We start from the raw sequence: 16,150 nt of genomic DNA, 5'->3' as shown, positions 1-16,150 counted from the left end.
AATATCTTCAATCTCTAATTTAGCTAATTACCAGTAACCTAAGAACTTCCACCAAACGCTACCAATAAAGAACCAGATGGCTAAGTTAACGACACTCATAACAAAACCGGTTTTCCACCACTCGCCTAATGTGGCATAGCCAGAACCAAAGATAATGGGTGCAGTACCTGTTCCGTAATGAGTCAATGACATCATTAATGATGACGAGAAAGCAAGCGTTAAAGCTAACAACATTGGCGGTGCACCAAGAGATAAGCCCGCGGCTAAAAATGCAGCATACATTGCGGTAATATGTGCGGTTGTACTAGCAAAGAAATAGTGAGAATAAACATAGATAAGAACAAGGATCAACATCCCCCATACCCAGCTAATTCCCATACTCGCAATGGCACCTTCGACTGAAACTGACATCCATTTAATTAGGCCTAATTTTCCTAAGAAAGATGCCATCATAACCAAAGCGGAGAACCAAACTACCGTATCCCAAGCCCCTTTATTTTTTAAGACATCATCCCAATTGATGACACCTGTTGCTAATAAAATACTTAAGCCAATAAATGCTGCTGTTGTTGCATTCACACTGTATGCGGGTCCAAAAATCATTGCAGGTACACCTGCCCACATCAGTAATAACAACCCAAAAACAGCTAATGTTAATTTTTCAGGTAATGAAACTGGCCCTAATTGCTGTAAACGTTCTTTGGCAAAATTAGGCGCATCCGGCGTAGAGGTGATTTCAGGCTTGTACATCAAATAAATGACCAGAGGCATTAAAATCAAGGAGATAATGGCAGGTACAAATGCTGCAATGGCCCACATTCCCCAAGTTAGCTCCCCTTTTTGCCCTAATTCACTTACAATCAGGCTGACTATCAGTGGGTTGGGGGCTGTTGCCGTAATAAACATTGCAGATGTAATCGGGTTAATATTGTAATTGACCAAAGCCAAGTAACGACCGATTTTCCCAGCAGTACCATCATCCGCCTTAGACCCGAAACTATCAGCGATAGAACGCATAATTGGGTGAATAATTCCCCCACCTCGTGCAGTATTACTTGGTGTCACAGGAGCCAATATTGTTTCTGCTATTGCCAATGAATAAGCAATACCCAATGTTTTTTTACCAAATAAAGAAATGACATAATAACCTATCCTTGCCCCTAAACCTGTTTTGTTCAAGCTCATGGAAACCATGATAGAAATACCAATTAACCAAATTAAGTCATTAGAAAAACCACTTAATGCATCCGCAATTGCACCTTTAGTTGATTCAGGATTAGTCACCCCGGTAACTGCAACTAATGAGATAGCGACAATAGAAACACCACCTATTGGTAAAGCCTTACCAATAATCGCAGCGATTGTGCCTACAAATAATGCTAAAAGATGCCACGCATTTGGATTAACACCTTCAGGAACAGGAATTAAAAACCAAATAATTAATGTTATTGCAACTGCGATTAACGTTGGAACAGGTTTTAAAGGTGTCAGCTTATTCATAGAGTTCATCCATACACGTTTAAAGATGGAAATACAGAGTAATTTCAGTTATATATTCTAATTTTATCTTTAGACTAACAATATATAGCTAAAAAACCTTGATATTTATCAGTACGTAGATTCTTTTATAAAAAAATGTAATTTATTTTGTAACTAAACGTAATATATTATTTCAGTAATTAACCTTTCATATTTTTCGCACAAAAAGGTAAGCCTACACTTATATTAATAAGGGTAAAAATAAAACTGGGCTTATTATTTGTTCTATTACTAGGCTAGCAATACATACACTCACATTTATCACATAATCTAATTTGTTTCTTAATATACTAAAATTTCAATTATTTTTATAGTTTACCCTCAATTTATGCTTGCTGAATCGAATTAATAAAATAAAACCAAGAAATATTCTAAATTATATTGAATATATAAAAAATTATAATAATGGCAATTTTTGCTTAAAAAACGAGCAATCCACTATTGAAGCAATACCTTCTACTTAATTATCATTAGTTATTATCTAATCTGATCATGCTAAAAAACACTTATAGTGATTATGCTTTTTCCCAATACAATTTTTATTCCTAATCTATAAATATGAGCAATAAAACACATCCAAATATGACTAAGAAGGAAATGAAATGTCCACTGAACAAATTTACTCCACAAATGCTCAACGTCCATGCATTGTGTTATGCACGACTAATAGCCATGAAAGTGCAATTAAAATTACCCAACATTTACTAGCCAATCGTTTAGCTGCATGTGTTTCTCTACTCCCTGAAATAACATCTGTTTATCTATGGCATGGTAATATCACGCAAGATAAGGAGATCTTACTCTTGATCAAAACAACCCAAGGGAATCAACTCAATTTGTTTAATGCAATAAAAGAAGTACACCCATATAAAACTCCAGAACTCATTCGCTTAGACCCAAGCCAAATTGAAGATAATTATCTACAATGGCTGATTAGCTCCGTTAAATAATAGGTATTAATCTGAATTTAATAACTATAACGTTATAAATTGTGAGCTAGAATCATTTTGTATAAATAAATTCAACTGGTCGGCTATGGTTTACCGTAAATTAATGCTATATAAATAAGTTCGCTTTATATTTATTTTCCCTCCTTAATATTTGGAGGTTTTTTTTGTCTAAAAATTAGCTAACACATATTCTGTCTAGCTAAAAAAGCGACTGATATAAATATCAATCGCTTTATACGTGAAATCTTCGTGGATAAACTAGTCCCTTAAGGGCTGATTTCTCACTGGCCTACCACCAGCGACATAATAATCTGCATCGCTTGTGGGCAACGGAGACCGATTTCGAATTTTATCGGCGATTTTCTCCGCGATCATGATAGTCGTTGCATTTAAATTCCCCGTAATAATCAGCGGCATAATTGATGCGTCGATAACTCGTAAATTTTCAATACCATGAACTCGCCCTGCACCATCCACTACCGCCATATCATCGTGCCCCATTTTACAGGTTCCACAGGGGTGAAAAGCGGTTTCTGCTCTCTCGCGGACAAATGTATCTAGCTCTTCATCAGTACTAATCTGTTTACCGGGGCTGATTTCTTCCCCACGATATGGGTCAAGTGCTGGCTGAGCCATAATTTCACGGGTAATACGAATAGCAGCACGAAACTCTTCCCAATCCTGCTCCGATGACATGTAATTAAATAAAATACTCGGATGCTGCCTTGGGTCTAAAGATTTCAAACGAACTCGCCCTCGGCTCGGCGAACGCATTGAACCTACATGGGCTTGAAAACCATGCTGATTAACGGCATTACTACCGTTATAGTTAATCGCCACAGGCAAAAAGTGAAATTGAATATTTGGCCAAGCAAATTTTTCACTGGTGCGGATAAACCCGCCGGCTTCAAATTGGTTGCTTGCGCCAATTCCTGTCCCTTTAAATAGCCATTCAGCGCCTATTTTGGGTTGATTTATCCATTTTAAGGCTGGATATAGTGAAACTGGTTGTTTGCATTCATATTGCAAATACATTTCAAGGTGATCTTGCAAGTTTTGCCCTACACCAGGTAAAACGTGCACAGCTGGAATATTGAACTCAGCCAAAACATCTTCAGGCCCAACTCCAGAACGCTGTAAAATTTGGGGAGATGCGATCGCGCCTGCACATAAAAGAACCTCTTTGCGCGCCTTCACTACCGTAGGCGTAGTGCTATTACCTTGATAATATTTAACACCAACCGCTTTTTTCCCTTCAAACTCAATGGTATCCGTAGTGGCATGCGTAAGAATAGTTAAATTGTGGCGCTTTTTCGCTTGGTCCAAATACCCTCTTGCTGTACTTGCTCGTCGCCCTTGAGGAGTGACTGTGCGATCCATCGGGCCAAAACCCTCTTGTTGGATCCCATTTAAATCATCTGTTTGTGGATACCCTGCTTGTACACCGGCTTCCACCATCGCATGAAATAGCACATTATTGCCATTCTTCGGTGTTGTCACACTGACTGGGCCATCTCCACCATGGTAATCATTAGGGCCAATATCACGCGTTTCTGCTTTTCTAAAATAAGGTAAGCAATCGAGATAACGCCAGTCTTCTAAGCCAGGTGCTTCAGCCCAGCCGTCAAAGTCTAGGGCATTCCCTCGGATATAACACATCCCATTAATTAATGATGAGCCTCCGAGCCCCTTCCCTCTACCACACTCCATTCGTCGGTTATTCATATGCGGTTCAGGATCAGTTTCATAAGCCCAATTATAACGTCGCCCCTGTAACGGGTAGGCTAATGCCGCTGGCATTTGTGTGCGAAAGTCGAACCGGTAGTCCGGTCCTCCTGCTTCAAGGAGCAGCACAGTAACATCTGGATCTTCTGTCAGGCGGGTAGCAAGAACGTTACCGGCTGAACCAGCACCGATAATAATATAGTCATAGACCATTGTTATCTCCTCTGTTTCAGTCAAATTAAAATGATGTGATTAAAAAACGGATGCAAATTCCCCCAATTCCACTTGAATAGATTTCACTTGTGTATAATTTTGCAATGTCATTACGCCATTTTCACGGCCAACACCGGAATGCTTATATCCCCCTACTGGCATTTGAGCGGGTGATTCACCCCATGTATTGATCCAGCAAATCCCAGCTTCTAATTGATGGATAACACGATGCGCACGCGTTAGATCCTGTGTCACAACCCCTGCAGCAAGCCCATATACACTGTTGTTTGCACGGGCAATCACTTCATCTTCCGATTGATAACTTAAAATACTCATGACAGGACCAAAAATTTCTTCCTGCGTGATTTGCATTTCATCATTGCAATCAGTAAATACCGTTGGTGCAACATACGCTCCCTGAGCGAAATCGCCATCCATCAAGCGTTCACCTCCGCACAATAATTTCGCACCTTGCTGTTTGCCTAACGCAATATAACGCAACACATTTTCCATATGAGCAAAACTGACTAATGGCCCAAAGTTAGTATTATCGTCAATGGGGGAACCTATTTTAATGCGCGCCACACGTTCAGTGATCTTGTCTTCAAACTGTGATTTGAGTGATTTCGGCACAAAAACCCGTGTTCCATTGGTACACACTTGGCCGGAACTATAAAAATTTGCCATCATGGCGATATCTGCAGCTTTATCTAAATCTGCATCATCAAAAATAATTAGCGGTGATTTACCGCCTAGTTCCATCGTCACCTCTTTTAAAGAAGAGGCTGACGCATTCGCCATCACTTTTTTACCCGTTGCGATCCCCCCAGTGAATGAAACTTTGGCAATATCAGGGTGCTCCGTTAACCATTGCCCCACTTCACCGCCTTGGCCTGTCACCACGTTAAACACCCCGGCTGGCACACCCGCTTCAGTATAAATTTCAGCTAACTTTAATGCGGTTAACGACGTGACTTCACTGGGTTTGAACACCATGGCATTACCCGCAGCTAGAGCAGGTGCTGATTTCCATAACGCAATTTGAATAGGGTAATTCCATGCGCCAATCCCTGCCACAACTCCCAGCGGTTCACGGCGGGTATAAGCAAATGCGCTGTCACGCAAAGGGATCTGCTGCCCTTCCAGCATAGGGATTAAACCTGCATAGTATTCAAGGACATCTGCCCCTGTGACGATATCCACATAACGAGTTTCAGAAAGCGGTTTGCCCGTATCAAGAGTTTCGATATAAGCCAACTCGTCGTTACGTTCCCGTAAAATATCCACCGCACGGCGCAAAATACGTGAGCGTTCCATCGCGGTCATTGCCGCCCAAACTTTCTGGCCTTGTTTGGCGCTTTCTACCGCCCATTGGATATCTTCAAGGGTCGCAGATTGCAGATTTGCGATAGTTTCGCCATTTGCAGGGTTGATTGCAGGAAATTGCCCGCATTCAGGTTGTGAACTGTCGACATAACCACCATGAATATAAAGCTTATGTATCGGTGGATGTTGCATATTATCTCCTCAGAATTGGTTATTAGGTTTCTAAAACCTCAGCACGTTGTAGTTGCATATCGATATATTCGTTAGTGATTTTGAGTGCATCCTTAACAGGGAATTGTTCATTACTCAAAGCACTACGTAGCCATAGGCCATCAATTAAAGCCGCCAGCCCCTTCGCTGCCATCCGCGCATCCGCCTTGTTTAACACCCGCCCAAACTCATAGCTTAAGTTTGAATACAAGCGCCGGTCATTAACCTGCTGTAAACGGTTTAAATTCGGTTGATGCATACTACTAGCCCAAAAGGCTAGCCACGTTTTCATCGCGGCCTCACTGGTTTGCGTTGGGTCGAAGTTGCCCTCAACAATTGCCTGAATTCGTAGTTTTGGCTCCGCTCCGGTCAACATCCGTAAACGTATTGCAACCGCAAACCCTAGTTGGTATTGAATATGGCGCATAGTGGCTTCAAGCAAGCCATTTTTATCACGGAAATAATGGCTAATGATCCCTGTAGAAACCCCGGCTTTACGGGCAATTAACACAAAACTAGCTTCCTGCATTCCAACTTCATTAATCACAGCCAATGTGGCTTGAATTAACTGTTGTTTACGTATCGACTGCATTCCTATCTTCGGCATGGTATTTGAACCTAAAAAATACATTGATCCCTTGTATTAAACGTTTTTTTGATTGAATGTTCAATCAATATTAACTATTGTTTACAACAATTCATTCACAATTAACATAAGAGAGAAGATAACAAAAACCAAATCTTGGCTAATAAATCAATCAATTAGCTTAGAAAGTAATTTTAACCTGTTAAATAAATAAAAATGTGGAATGTCCAATGACAACTCAAAATAGTCCAAAGAATAAGCAGAAGGATAAACTGAATTCTGTGGTTTTTTTTACTTCCGCCGGTCTTATTCTGGCGTTTTCTTTTTTCACCATCTTGATGACCGAAACAGCAAATCAGTGGATCGTTGCCGCCCTTGGCTGGGTATCTAAAACCTTTGGTTGGTATTACCTGCTAGCAGCAACGCTTTATATTGTTTTTGTCATTTTCGTTGCTACCTCACGCTTTGGTAATATCAAACTCGGCCCTGAACAATCTAAACCTGAATTTAGCGTACTCAGTTGGTCTGCGATGCTATTCGCCGCAGGAATTGGTATCGATTTAATGTTTTTCTCCGTCGCTGAGCCGGTCACCCAATATATGCTGCCGCCAACAGGCGAAGGCGAAACCTTAGAAGCAGCTCGTCAGGCGATGGTGTGGACACTGTTCCACTATGGCCTAACGGGCTGGTCTATGTATGCCTTAATGGGAATTGCACTGGGTTATTTCAGTTATCGCTATAACTTGCCGCTGACTATTCGCTCCGCACTTTATCCAATATTTGGTAAACGAATTGACGGCCCAATTGGCCATACTGTGGATATTGCTGCGGTATTAGGGACGATTTTTGGTATCGCAACAACGTTGGGGATTGGGGTTGTTCAGCTGAATTATGGCCTCAAAGTATTATTCGACTTACCTCAAGGGCTCCCCGTGCAAAGTGGGTTGATCCTGCTATCGGTGATTATGGCCGTGATCTCCGCCACATCAGGGGTAAATAAAGGCATTCGGGTGTTATCCGAGCTCAATGTGCTGTTAGCATTTGGTTTGATTTTATTTATCTTATTTGTCGGCGATACTGAGTTCTTACTCAATGCCTTAGTGCTGAATGTGGGGGACTATATCAACCGCTTTATGGGTATGACCCTCAATAGCTTTGCCTTTGACCGCCCAACGGATTGGATGAATAGCTGGACGCTGTTTTTCTGGGCATGGTGGGTAGCATGGTCACCATTTGTTGGGTTATTCCTTGCTCGTATTTCTCGCGGCCGGACTATTCGACAATTTGTGATTGGCACATTAATTATTCCATTTGTTTTCACACTATTATGGCTATCTATTTTTGGTAATAGTGCATTGTATGAAATCATTCACGGCAATAGTGAACTTGCAAAAACCGTCCTCGACGCCCCCGAAAAAGGCTTCTATTCACTACTTGAACTTTACCCCGGCTTTGGCCTAACCGCTTCTGTTGCAACCATTACTGGGCTGTTGTTCTATGTCACCTCTGCTGACTCCGGCTCATTAGTATTAGGCAATTTCACCTCAAAACTCAGTGATATTAACAATGACGCCCCTAATTGGTTGCGAATTTTCTGGTCTGTCGCAATTGGCTTACTTACCTTAGGGATGTTAATGACGGATGGCGTCGCTGCGTTACAAAATACGACGGTGATCATGGGCTTGCCCTTTAGTTTTGTTATCTTCTTTATTATGGCTGGGCTATATAAGTCATTAAAAGTTGAGGACTTTAGACGCGTTAGTTCGCTAAATACCAATGCCCCTGCACCACTATATGGTAACGGAACACTGAATTGGAAACAGCGTTTGGGACGAGTGATGAATTTCCCGGGAACGACTTATACCCAGCGGATGCTTGATTTGGTCTGCATTCCTGCCATGCAAGAAGTGGCAAAAGAGCTCAGTTTAAGGGGAGCAAAAGTGGAATTTAACACCTTACCACCCATTGCTGATGAGCGATTAGACCATTTAGAATTAACAGTCGACCTAGGTGAAGAACAAAGCTTTATTTACCAAGTGTGGCCACAGCGCTATTCAGTTCCCGGTTTTACCTATCGCGCACGTTCAGGGAAATCCCATTATTACCGCTTAGAAACCTTCTTATGGGAAGGCTCACAAGGGAATGATTTAATGGATTACACCAAAGAACAAGTGATTAGCGATATTCTAGACCAATATGAAAAACATATGAATTTCATTCATTTAAGCCGTGAAGCCCCCGGTGCAACCTTAACATTCCCTGAATCTGTCTAGTTTGAACTCTAAGGGGGCGATGCTCCCTTAGAGTCAACAGATGAACAACGCATCAATATGGGCGGCCCGCTTGCTCTAGCATTTTTTTCATTTGCTGGCGGTCATTCATCCAAGCCATTGAATTAGGGCACCCTGCTCCCGTCGGGTTAACATCACACACATTAAAATGTTTTGAAAACGCATTTTCATCTGCATTTCGCTGTTCTAACAAAGCTTGATAACTTTGTTCTTCTTGTGGAAGTTTCTTTTTGGGATCAAAGACAAACTTTTGTTGTGTCTGTAATTTTTTAATTCCTTGGTAGTCTTGACTAAACTCGCGATCAGCGGGTGACTTTTCTTTAAATGTAAAGTCGCTGGCAAAGCCATAAGAAGTGAAACAAAGAAAAATAACAACAATAACCTTTTTAAACATATCTATTTCCTGCTGTGTTCATAAGTAAATATTATATGTCAGCAGCAACACATGGTGTTGGATAATAATAAGTGAAATTTATAACACCTTAATATTCAAATAAATAATTTACATAGGTTATTAAATCAATTGATTGATACATCATTAAAACTGGCTTAATCCTGTTATATCACCCCTATAATGGATATTGGTGATAGCCCATTTTCTCTGAAATATTACGCCCCGCTGTTTTCAGTAATTGGACGTAGTCACCAATACGCTGCTCATCAAAACGAATCGTTGGGAACGAAATCGATAGCCCTGCAACCACATGGCCTAACCGGTCATACACTGGCACAGCAATACAGCGCAGACCTAGCTCTTGCTCTTCTCTGTCTTGCGCATAATGGCATTCACGAACTGTGGCTAATTCCACCAGCAGGTCTTCTAACGTTAAAATCGTTGTTGCCGTTTTTTGGCTAAAAGTTTCGTTTTTCAATGCTAAACGAATGGATCCTTCATCTTGCCAAGCGAGTAAAATCTTACCGATTGCTGTGCAATACAATGGGTTACGACGCCCAACCCGTGAATACATGCGTAAATTATAACTCGAGTCGATTTTATGGATATAAATAATGGCATCTTCATCTAAAGCGCCCAAATGCACCGCTTCATGGGTTAATTGGCCAATACGGCGCATTTCTGTATCTGCAATTTCAATTAAATCCACATACTCAAGGGATTTCGCTCCCAACTCGAATAATTTCAATGTTAGGGAATACTTATCCGCTTCACCTTCTTGATCCACATAGCCTAGCTGTTTCATCGTTTGCAGAAAACGAAATGTTGTGGCTTTTGACATCAATAAACGCTGTGAAAGCTCAGATACACCAATCTCTTTTTGCTCACCAAGGGCGCTAAGAATGCTAAATACCTTAACCACTGCTGAAACAGCATCCGTTTGAGTCGTTTTATCCATTACTTTTCCATCATCCTATAAATTGATATCGACATTACACCCTAGCGGATAGCATAAGTGGCTATCATGATAAAAACAAGAACGGTGATTTAATATTTTTAAAACAGCGTTTCATTTTTATTGAAGTTCTATTTGAAATGGGTTTTAATAGCATCATTAAGTCAGCAATAGTTTATTAAGTCGTAATCGCGCAGGTGGTGAAAATGAATATACATCCGCAAGTTGCCGTTATTGGCGAATGCATGGTTGAGTTGCAAAAATCGGGTGAACTTTATAAACAAACGTTTGGTGGGGATACACTCAATACCGCACTATACCTGTCTCGTTTAACAAAAGACCATGGCGTGACAACCCGTTACATCACCGGTTTAGGTAAAGACCCATTCAGCCAGCAAATGCTAAGCAGTTGGCAACAAGAAGGCATCAATACTGAAGAAGTCTTTATTTCGGACAAACATTTGCCTGGGATGTATTTAATCGAAACCTCCGCTGATGGCGAACGTCGCTTTTTCTATTGGCGAGATAATGCCGCGGCAAAATTTTGGCTTGATGCCGTCTGTTTTGATAGCAATAGCAAAGCCCACACACAGCAAGTACTTAATTCACAACAATTTATCTACTTAAGTGGCATTAGCTTAGCCATTTTACCTGACGCCTCACGTCAGTTGTTATTTGAAATGTTACAACATGCTAAACAACACGGCGCTAAAATTGTCTTCGATAATAACTATCGCCCTGCGCTTTGGCCTTCAAAACAAGCCGCTCAACAAGCTTATCAGCAAATTCTCACTTTAACCGACATCGCTTTTTTGACCTTTGATGACGAACAGTTGCTTTATGGTGACATTCATGAAAATGATGCAATTGCACGTACCCAACAATATGGCGTGAACGAAATAGTGATCAAGCGCGGTGCTGAGGCTTGCTTCGTCGTTATTGATAACGAACGTATTGAAGTCCCTGCGAATAAAATAAGCCATGTTGTTGATACCACTGCCGCAGGGGATTCCTTTAGTGCCGGCTACCTTGCTTGTCGCATCGTCGGTGGCAGCCCATGTGAAGCAGCAAAAACAGGTCATTTACTGGCTGGAACCGTCATCCAACACCGGGGAGCGATTATTCCATCCGAGGCCATGCCAACCACTGCTTTAGTAAAATGTTAAGAGGCTTTAACCATGAATCAATTACTTGAAAGAATTAAGAAACTCAATGTTGTTCCTGTTATCACCATTAATAATGCAGAGCATGGTGCGCCATTAGCAAAAGCTTTAGTGGAAAATGGCCTGCCATGTGCAGAGGTCACCTTCCGCACCGCTGCAGCGGTACAAGCGATTAAAAATATGCGCGCGGCCTACCCTGAATTACTGATTGCCGCAGGTACGGTATTAACCACAGCGCAAGTTGACCAAGCCATTGAAGCGGGTGTAGATTTTATCGTCAGCCCGGGCTTTAACCCGAAAATTGTGGCTTATTGCCAACAAAAGAACGTGATTATCATTCCTGGTGTGAATAACCCAAGTTTAGTAGAACAAGCCCTTGAATTTAACCTCACCACATTGAAATTCTTCCCAGCCGAAGCCTCTGGCGGAGTTGCCATGCTCAAAGCTCTCAGCGCGGTTTACCCGGTTAAATTTATGCCAACTGGCGGTATCGGTGTGAAAAACATTAAAGAATACACCTCATTACCTTCTGTATTAGTGTGCGGCGGTTCATGGATGGTGCCGAATGACCTTATCGACAGTGAAAACTGGCAAGAGCTCGGCAAACTCATTGCCGAAGCAGCGGCTATTTAATTAATAATAAAAATCTCGTTGTTGTTATTGCGCCCTTACTGGATGGTAAGGGCTTTTTGCTAATGGTTTAGATAGAATACATTCGAGTAAAATATTCGCTGATTTTATCATTATCTAACAATCTATCTTTGGTAAAATCTAAAGTATCAGAAACGACAATGTATTGCCTTAGAGGGATAGGTATATCTGATATTGTCGCATAAATCGTTGGCACTAAATGGCGAAAATAATCTCCCATTTTTGTTTCACCCTCATAGCCCACAGGAAAGTCTTCCCCTTGGTTATAGCCTTCAATGCCTTCAAATACAAATATTCCCTTTTGTGTTGCAAGATAAGCATCTGTCAGTTTATTACCTTCATCTAAACGATTTTTATAACTGGTAAAAACAGTTTCTTGGGAATAATGCTTGTATTTCCAATAGGAAAATAGATCAACTGAAAAATCACCATTTTTCTGTATGCTATTTTCATATTTAGCCGATTCACAATATATAAACTCACTTAAATCAACATATAACTCACTAATATTAGGTATGCTGATATACACTTTGGGTAACCATCCCCAGCAATTATTCAGCATAAATGCTAAATAACCGTTTTTATCCATTGCAACCCATGAATAAATATTCCCCCATTCAGGTCGCCAATCAGTAGTTAACATCAAAGCCTCTTATATCGTTCACAATACAATTAAATTTTTATAGGTATTGAATGAATTGGCCCTATACTTTAATTCAATGCATAAGGCCAAAATGAAACAGACTCTATATAGAAAGCTCAATAGTCATTAAATTATCAGAAACCTAACCAATAAAACGTTTTAACTGTAAACGCAACATCTCATTTTCGCGTTGGAGCATTTCATTTTGGTCCAATAGGCTCATCGCCATTGCGATGCCCGGCCAGTCAATTTCTAATTCATGGTAAAGACGCACGGCTCTTCTCACAATGACTACCGCTTGGTCATCAAACAACCACTCATTAGTCGTTTCAATGGGTTGAATTATCCCAAGGCCGACGATTTCCTGTAATTCATCTTCAGCAATACCAGTATGAACGCAAAAATCAATAACGGTTAATGATGTGAACTGTTCCATTATTTGCCTCCCCAATTTTTACGTGGGTCAAAACTCTGCTGAGTCTCCGCCAATTTCCGCCACAGTGCATCCGCTTCTGCATTACTGCTATTTGGCATCACGATTTTTATAATCGCGTACAGATCCCCTGCTGTACCTTTATGTTTCAGCCCTTTACCTTTAAGGCGTAATTTTTGGCCAGCTTGGCTATTAGCAGGAACGGTGATCACAATCGGGTCTTTTAATGTTGGAATGGTGACTTTAGTTCCGAGGGCTGCCTCCCATGGCGCAAGCGGCACGACCACTTCTAAATCATGGCCTTTGATATCAAATAATGGATGTGGTGCAATGCGGATGGTTATCCATAGATCGCCATTTTCACCGCCATTTTCCCCCGCTGTGCCTTGCCCTTTTAAGCGAATACGTTGCCCATCAATCACCCCTGCCGGGATAGTCACGTTAAGTGTTTTAGGGACTTCGTTTTCGATAAAACCAAAAGCGTTATAGACGGGTAAGTTATAGCTAATGGTACGTTTATGGGGTTCTTGGGTTTCTTCAAGGAAAACAGCCAGTTCAACCTCTAAATCCTGCCCGCGATGGCTGCGAGCCTGCCTTGTGCCACCCCGTGCACGTTGGGAAAACATCGATGAAAAAATGTAATCAAAGCCGCCTTCATCAAACCCTTGCTGGGAATAGGTGCGGCTTTGTTGGCCTTGGTTAGCTTGGTTAAAATAGGGGTCATTTCTGTGTTCCCACATTTCATCGTATTCTGCACGCTTTTCTTTGTCACCAAGTACCGCCCAAGCCTCCGCAATTTCTTTAAAGCGTGCTTCGGCATCGGGTTCTTTACTCACGTCAGGGTGATATTTTCGCGCTAAACGGCGATACGCGGTCTTAATGGTTTTTAAATCATCGGTGCGCTTAACACCCATGATGCTGTAATAATCCTTTAGTTCCATAGTCATATCTCGTTCACTTATCTGTTGAATAGAATTCTTATGGTATTTACCCTGTTGGGCTAAACATCACGACTACCTTGAATTTAACTTAGGACATTTACGCACTAATTGGAATAGCTAGGCCATGATAAAATTCCACAAAAAACAGGAAATTTACGCTATTTCAGGCTAAACCTATAAGAGGGTAGTTTGATTAATAGGGGAACTCTATGGATGCGCTTGCCAATCGCCTGAACTATAAAGTCAACTTTGCCATCTCTATTGAGGATTTTGTTCGATTGATTCGCCAATCACCATTTAAAGAAATGGTGACAACCGATAACCTTACTCAATTGGATGCAATGCTAAATAACGCGGACTTATTAGTTAGTGCATGGGATGAGGAACAGGTGGTCGGTTTTGTCCGCACGGTAACGGATTTTAGTTCTTGCTGTTATATCTGCGAACTGGCCGTTGATACTCAGTATCAAAAACACGGCATCGACCGCCAATTAATGCGCCTCGTCGCTGAAGAACTCCCCGCCGACTGCCAAATTTTATTTTTCTCCACCGACAGCAACCTCACCGAATATTTAAAACTGGGCTTCACCCAATCCCCAAGAGCATGGCACACCACGGCAGAGAATTTTTTGGTTAGATCGGCAGAGCTGGATGAATAATAGAAAGTAACATCGTTAAAAGCGTAGAAATATAGTAGAAAAAACAAATTTGAATAAGCCTTAAAATATCCCTATGCGGATGATCTAAATAATTCGTATTGTTGGTAGAAAGCCGGAGCAGACATAAGTCTAGAAATCAGTGATATATTTAAAGCATGAAAAACCTTAAATATCAACACATTAAGCAATTTATCCTATAATAAAAAAACAAATTTAAATAAGCTTTAAAAGTACTCGATACTGATGCTCTAAATAATTCGGTTTGTGGGTAGAAGACCAGAGAGGATATCTCGGGGAGCATACACAAGTATGTGACCCGAGTAGCCGAGCGCAGTCGACACCCCCACAATGCGAAGTATGACGAGCATCTATCTGAGGCGGCCGCGGAGACGTTTAATAGCCTGACTATGAAGCTGACTCACCCTCGACTCCCCAACCTCCAGCACCGCCCCAATCTCCTTCAGATTCAGCTCTTCTTGGTAATACAGCGTCAGCACCATTTTTTCGCGTTCTGGTAACTGATTTATTGCCGCCGCAATTTGGTCACGCAAGCTGGAATCTAACAACAGACTCAACGGGTTACCGCCATCGTCCTCATCCATTTGCGGCTCACAGCTTTCCCCATGAATTTCATGCCACTCATCATAAGAAAACAGTTGGCTATTATTGGTGTCCAGTAATGCTTGGCGATACTCCGCAAGGTCAATATCCAGCGCTTTGGCGATTTCCGGCTCAGTCGCACTTCGCCCTAACGATTGTTCCAACGCACCAATGGCTTTGGTCATTTCACGCGCTTGGCGGCGCACACTGCGCGGCACCCAGTCACGACTACGCAGTTCATCTAGCATCGAACCCCGAATTCTTTGCACCGCATAAGTGGCAAATGACGCCCCTTGGGTCACATCGAAACGTTCCAATGCATGTAGTAAACCGATGCCCCCCGCTTGAATTAAGTCGTCGATATCAACACTGGCGGGTAGTCTGACTTGCAGTTTCAGGGCTTCATGGCGTATTAGAGGGTAATAACGCTCCCATAGGCTATTTTTATTAATCACACCTTCGGCAGTATACAAATCACTCACAACCTGAATCACCCTTCAAGCTCTATAAAAGGTATTCATTATCTGTGTTGGTTTTGAATTCAATCCGTAGAGTAAGGCACTAAATATAGCTTTATTTGCCTTATCCTAAATAGGTAAAATTTGAATAACCACAACGTTAATGATTGTTTTAACACAATTTTTAGGGAGTTTTACTGGTAATACAAGTGAGAGAAGTTGTTTTATTGAAAGGTGATTTTGTCATTGAATTGCAGATTTTGGCTTTAGACTTTGCTATTGATTGTAGCTTTAGTTAGAAAACGTTAAATTTCCCTTAAAGAAAATGAAGTTATCAACAAGCTAGCTTAGCCTTAAATGTGAACATAGTATGGGACATGGATAATAATAGTGATAAAAATAATCCGTCCAAT

The 16,150-nt window shown here is 41.4% G+C and carries 15 protein-coding genes; 5 read left to right on the top strand and 10 right to left on the bottom strand.

Features of this window, described 5'->3' with window-relative positions:
- Nucleotides 1-27: 27 nt before the first annotated feature.
- On the bottom strand, nucleotides 28-1,500 hold the full coding sequence (locus G6Q48_RS13490; protein WP_102139301.1) for an anion permease: 1,473 nt from the start codon (nucleotides 1,498-1,500) through the stop codon (nucleotides 28-30).
- 641 nt (nucleotides 1,501-2,141) lie between these two features.
- Here G6Q48_RS13490 and cutA point away from each other — a divergent pair.
- A complete protein-coding gene (cutA, locus tag G6Q48_RS13485; RefSeq protein WP_102139302.1) occupies nucleotides 2,142-2,489 on the top strand; it encodes a divalent-cation tolerance protein CutA in 348 nt (115 codons plus the stop codon).
- A 258-nt stretch (nucleotides 2,490-2,747) separates the two neighbouring features.
- Here the strand turns inward: cutA and betA are convergent, their stop codons facing one another.
- Genes betA through betI form a run of 3 tightly spaced genes read right to left on the bottom strand, consistent with a single transcriptional unit; the run spans nucleotide 2,748 to nucleotide 6,570 of the window.
- Nucleotides 2,748-4,427 (bottom strand): choline dehydrogenase, encoded by a 1,680-nt coding sequence (gene betA / locus G6Q48_RS13480; RefSeq protein ID WP_166266951.1) that lies wholly within the window; start codon nucleotides 4,425-4,427, stop codon nucleotides 2,748-2,750.
- A 39-nt stretch (nucleotides 4,428-4,466) separates the two neighbouring features.
- Nucleotides 4,467-5,945, bottom strand: a complete 1,479-nt coding sequence (betB, locus tag G6Q48_RS13475) for a betaine-aldehyde dehydrogenase (RefSeq protein WP_166266949.1) — start codon at nucleotides 5,943-5,945, stop codon at nucleotides 4,467-4,469.
- A 22-nt stretch (nucleotides 5,946-5,967) separates the two neighbouring features.
- On the bottom strand, nucleotides 5,968-6,570 hold the full coding sequence (betI, locus tag G6Q48_RS13470) for a transcriptional regulator BetI (protein WP_102139328.1): 603 nt from the start codon (nucleotides 6,568-6,570) through the stop codon (nucleotides 5,968-5,970).
- 209 nt (nucleotides 6,571-6,779) lie between these two features.
- On the opposite strand from betI, the gene G6Q48_RS13465 reads away from it, so the two are divergent.
- Nucleotides 6,780-8,822, top strand: a complete 2,043-nt coding sequence (locus tag G6Q48_RS13465; RefSeq protein WP_004255510.1) for a choline transporter — start codon at nucleotides 6,780-6,782, stop codon at nucleotides 8,820-8,822.
- A gap of 52 nt (nucleotides 8,823-8,874) precedes the next feature.
- Here the strand turns inward: G6Q48_RS13465 and G6Q48_RS13460 are convergent, their stop codons facing one another.
- Both G6Q48_RS13460 and kdgR read right to left on the bottom strand, forming a co-directional pair.
- Nucleotides 8,875-9,234, bottom strand: coding sequence for a hypothetical protein (locus G6Q48_RS13460; protein ID WP_102139306.1), 360 nt, complete (start codon nucleotides 9,232-9,234; stop codon nucleotides 8,875-8,877).
- Between the two features lie 175 nt (nucleotides 9,235-9,409).
- The gene (gene kdgR / locus G6Q48_RS13455) at nucleotides 9,410-10,192 is read right to left on the bottom strand and encodes a DNA-binding transcriptional regulator KdgR (RefSeq protein WP_102139307.1); all 783 of its coding nucleotides are present in this window, start codon (nucleotides 10,190-10,192) and stop codon (nucleotides 9,410-9,412) included.
- A gap of 203 nt (nucleotides 10,193-10,395) precedes the next feature.
- Here kdgR and G6Q48_RS13450 point away from each other — a divergent pair, with 203 nt between their 5' ends.
- Complete coding sequence (locus tag G6Q48_RS13450) at nucleotides 10,396-11,355, top strand: sugar kinase (protein WP_166266947.1); 960 nt, start codon at nucleotides 10,396-10,398, stop codon at nucleotides 11,353-11,355.
- A 12-nt stretch (nucleotides 11,356-11,367) separates the two neighbouring features.
- Entirely contained in the window at nucleotides 11,368-11,985 is a 618-nt protein-coding gene (locus tag G6Q48_RS13445; RefSeq protein ID WP_166266945.1) for a bifunctional 4-hydroxy-2-oxoglutarate aldolase/2-dehydro-3-deoxy-phosphogluconate aldolase, read from the top strand.
- A gap of 67 nt (nucleotides 11,986-12,052) precedes the next feature.
- On the opposite strand, the gene G6Q48_RS13440 is transcribed toward G6Q48_RS13445, so the two are convergent.
- From G6Q48_RS13440 to cbpA, 3 genes are all read right to left on the bottom strand, one after another.
- Nucleotides 12,053-12,646: a hypothetical protein gene (locus tag G6Q48_RS13440; protein WP_166266943.1), complete on the bottom strand. Its 594-nt coding sequence runs from the start codon at nucleotides 12,644-12,646 to the stop codon at nucleotides 12,053-12,055.
- A gap of 142 nt (nucleotides 12,647-12,788) precedes the next feature.
- The gene (locus G6Q48_RS13435) at nucleotides 12,789-13,082 is read right to left on the bottom strand and encodes a chaperone modulator CbpM (RefSeq protein ID WP_102139311.1); all 294 of its coding nucleotides are present in this window, start codon (nucleotides 13,080-13,082) and stop codon (nucleotides 12,789-12,791) included.
- On the bottom strand, nucleotides 13,082-14,020 hold the full coding sequence (gene cbpA / locus G6Q48_RS13430) for a curved DNA-binding protein (protein ID WP_166266997.1): 939 nt from the start codon (nucleotides 14,018-14,020) through the stop codon (nucleotides 13,082-13,084). Before cbpA ends, G6Q48_RS13435 begins: the two co-directional genes overlap by 1 nt.
- Nucleotides 14,021-14,229: 209 nt before the next feature.
- On the opposite strand from cbpA, the gene G6Q48_RS13425 reads away from it, so the two are divergent.
- The gene (locus tag G6Q48_RS13425) at nucleotides 14,230-14,679 is read left to right on the top strand and encodes a GNAT family N-acetyltransferase (protein ID WP_102139313.1); all 450 of its coding nucleotides are present in this window, start codon (nucleotides 14,230-14,232) and stop codon (nucleotides 14,677-14,679) included.
- Nucleotides 14,680-15,047: 368 nt separating this feature from the next.
- On the opposite strand, the gene G6Q48_RS13420 is transcribed toward G6Q48_RS13425, so the two are convergent.
- Nucleotides 15,048-15,761, bottom strand: a complete 714-nt coding sequence (locus tag G6Q48_RS13420; RefSeq protein WP_166266941.1) for an RNA polymerase sigma factor FliA — start codon at nucleotides 15,759-15,761, stop codon at nucleotides 15,048-15,050.
- Nucleotides 15,762-16,150: the final 389 nt, after the last annotated feature.

Source organism: Providencia sp. M-27 (genome assembly GCF_011077905.1).
GTDB classification, from domain to species: Bacteria; Pseudomonadota; Gammaproteobacteria; order Enterobacterales; family Enterobacteriaceae; genus Providencia; species Providencia huaxiensis.
The sequence above is the reverse complement of the archived record's forward strand: the minus strand, read 5'-3'. Positions and strand labels throughout refer to the sequence as shown.

What these genes read in the sequence shown, in the direction of transcription:
- G6Q48_RS13490 (WP_102139301.1), bottom strand. Translation starts at nt 1,500, where the DNA reads ATGAATAAGCTGACACCTTTAAAACCTGTTCCAACGTTAATCGCAGTT.
- cutA (WP_102139302.1), top strand. Translation starts at nt 2,142, where the DNA reads ATGTCCACTGAACAAATTTACTCCACAAATGCTCAACGTCCATGCATT.
- betA (WP_166266951.1), bottom strand. Translation starts at nt 4,427, where the DNA reads ATGGTCTATGACTATATTATTATCGGTGCTGGTTCAGCCGGTAACGTT.
- betB (WP_166266949.1), bottom strand. Translation starts at nt 5,945, where the DNA reads ATGCAACATCCACCGATACATAAGCTTTATATTCATGGTGGTTATGTC.
- betI (WP_102139328.1), bottom strand. Translation starts at nt 6,570, where the DNA reads ATGCCGAAGATAGGAATGCAGTCGATACGTAAACAACAGTTAATTCAA.
- G6Q48_RS13465 (WP_004255510.1), top strand. Translation starts at nt 6,780, where the DNA reads ATGACAACTCAAAATAGTCCAAAGAATAAGCAGAAGGATAAACTGAAT.
- G6Q48_RS13460 (WP_102139306.1), bottom strand. Translation starts at nt 9,234, where the DNA reads ATGTTTAAAAAGGTTATTGTTGTTATTTTTCTTTGTTTCACTTCTTAT.
- kdgR (WP_102139307.1), bottom strand. Translation starts at nt 10,192, where the DNA reads ATGGATAAAACGACTCAAACGGATGCTGTTTCAGCAGTGGTTAAGGTA.
- G6Q48_RS13450 (WP_166266947.1), top strand. Translation starts at nt 10,396, where the DNA reads ATGAATATACATCCGCAAGTTGCCGTTATTGGCGAATGCATGGTTGAG.
- G6Q48_RS13445 (WP_166266945.1), top strand. Translation starts at nt 11,368, where the DNA reads ATGAATCAATTACTTGAAAGAATTAAGAAACTCAATGTTGTTCCTGTT.
- G6Q48_RS13440 (WP_166266943.1), bottom strand. Translation starts at nt 12,646, where the DNA reads ATGTTAACTACTGATTGGCGACCTGAATGGGGGAATATTTATTCATGG.
- G6Q48_RS13435 (WP_102139311.1), bottom strand. Translation starts at nt 13,082, where the DNA reads ATGGAACAGTTCACATCATTAACCGTTATTGATTTTTGCGTTCATACT.
- cbpA (WP_166266997.1), bottom strand. Translation starts at nt 14,020, where the DNA reads ATGGAACTAAAGGATTATTACAGCATCATGGGTGTTAAGCGCACCGAT.
- G6Q48_RS13425 (WP_102139313.1), top strand. Translation starts at nt 14,230, where the DNA reads ATGGATGCGCTTGCCAATCGCCTGAACTATAAAGTCAACTTTGCCATC.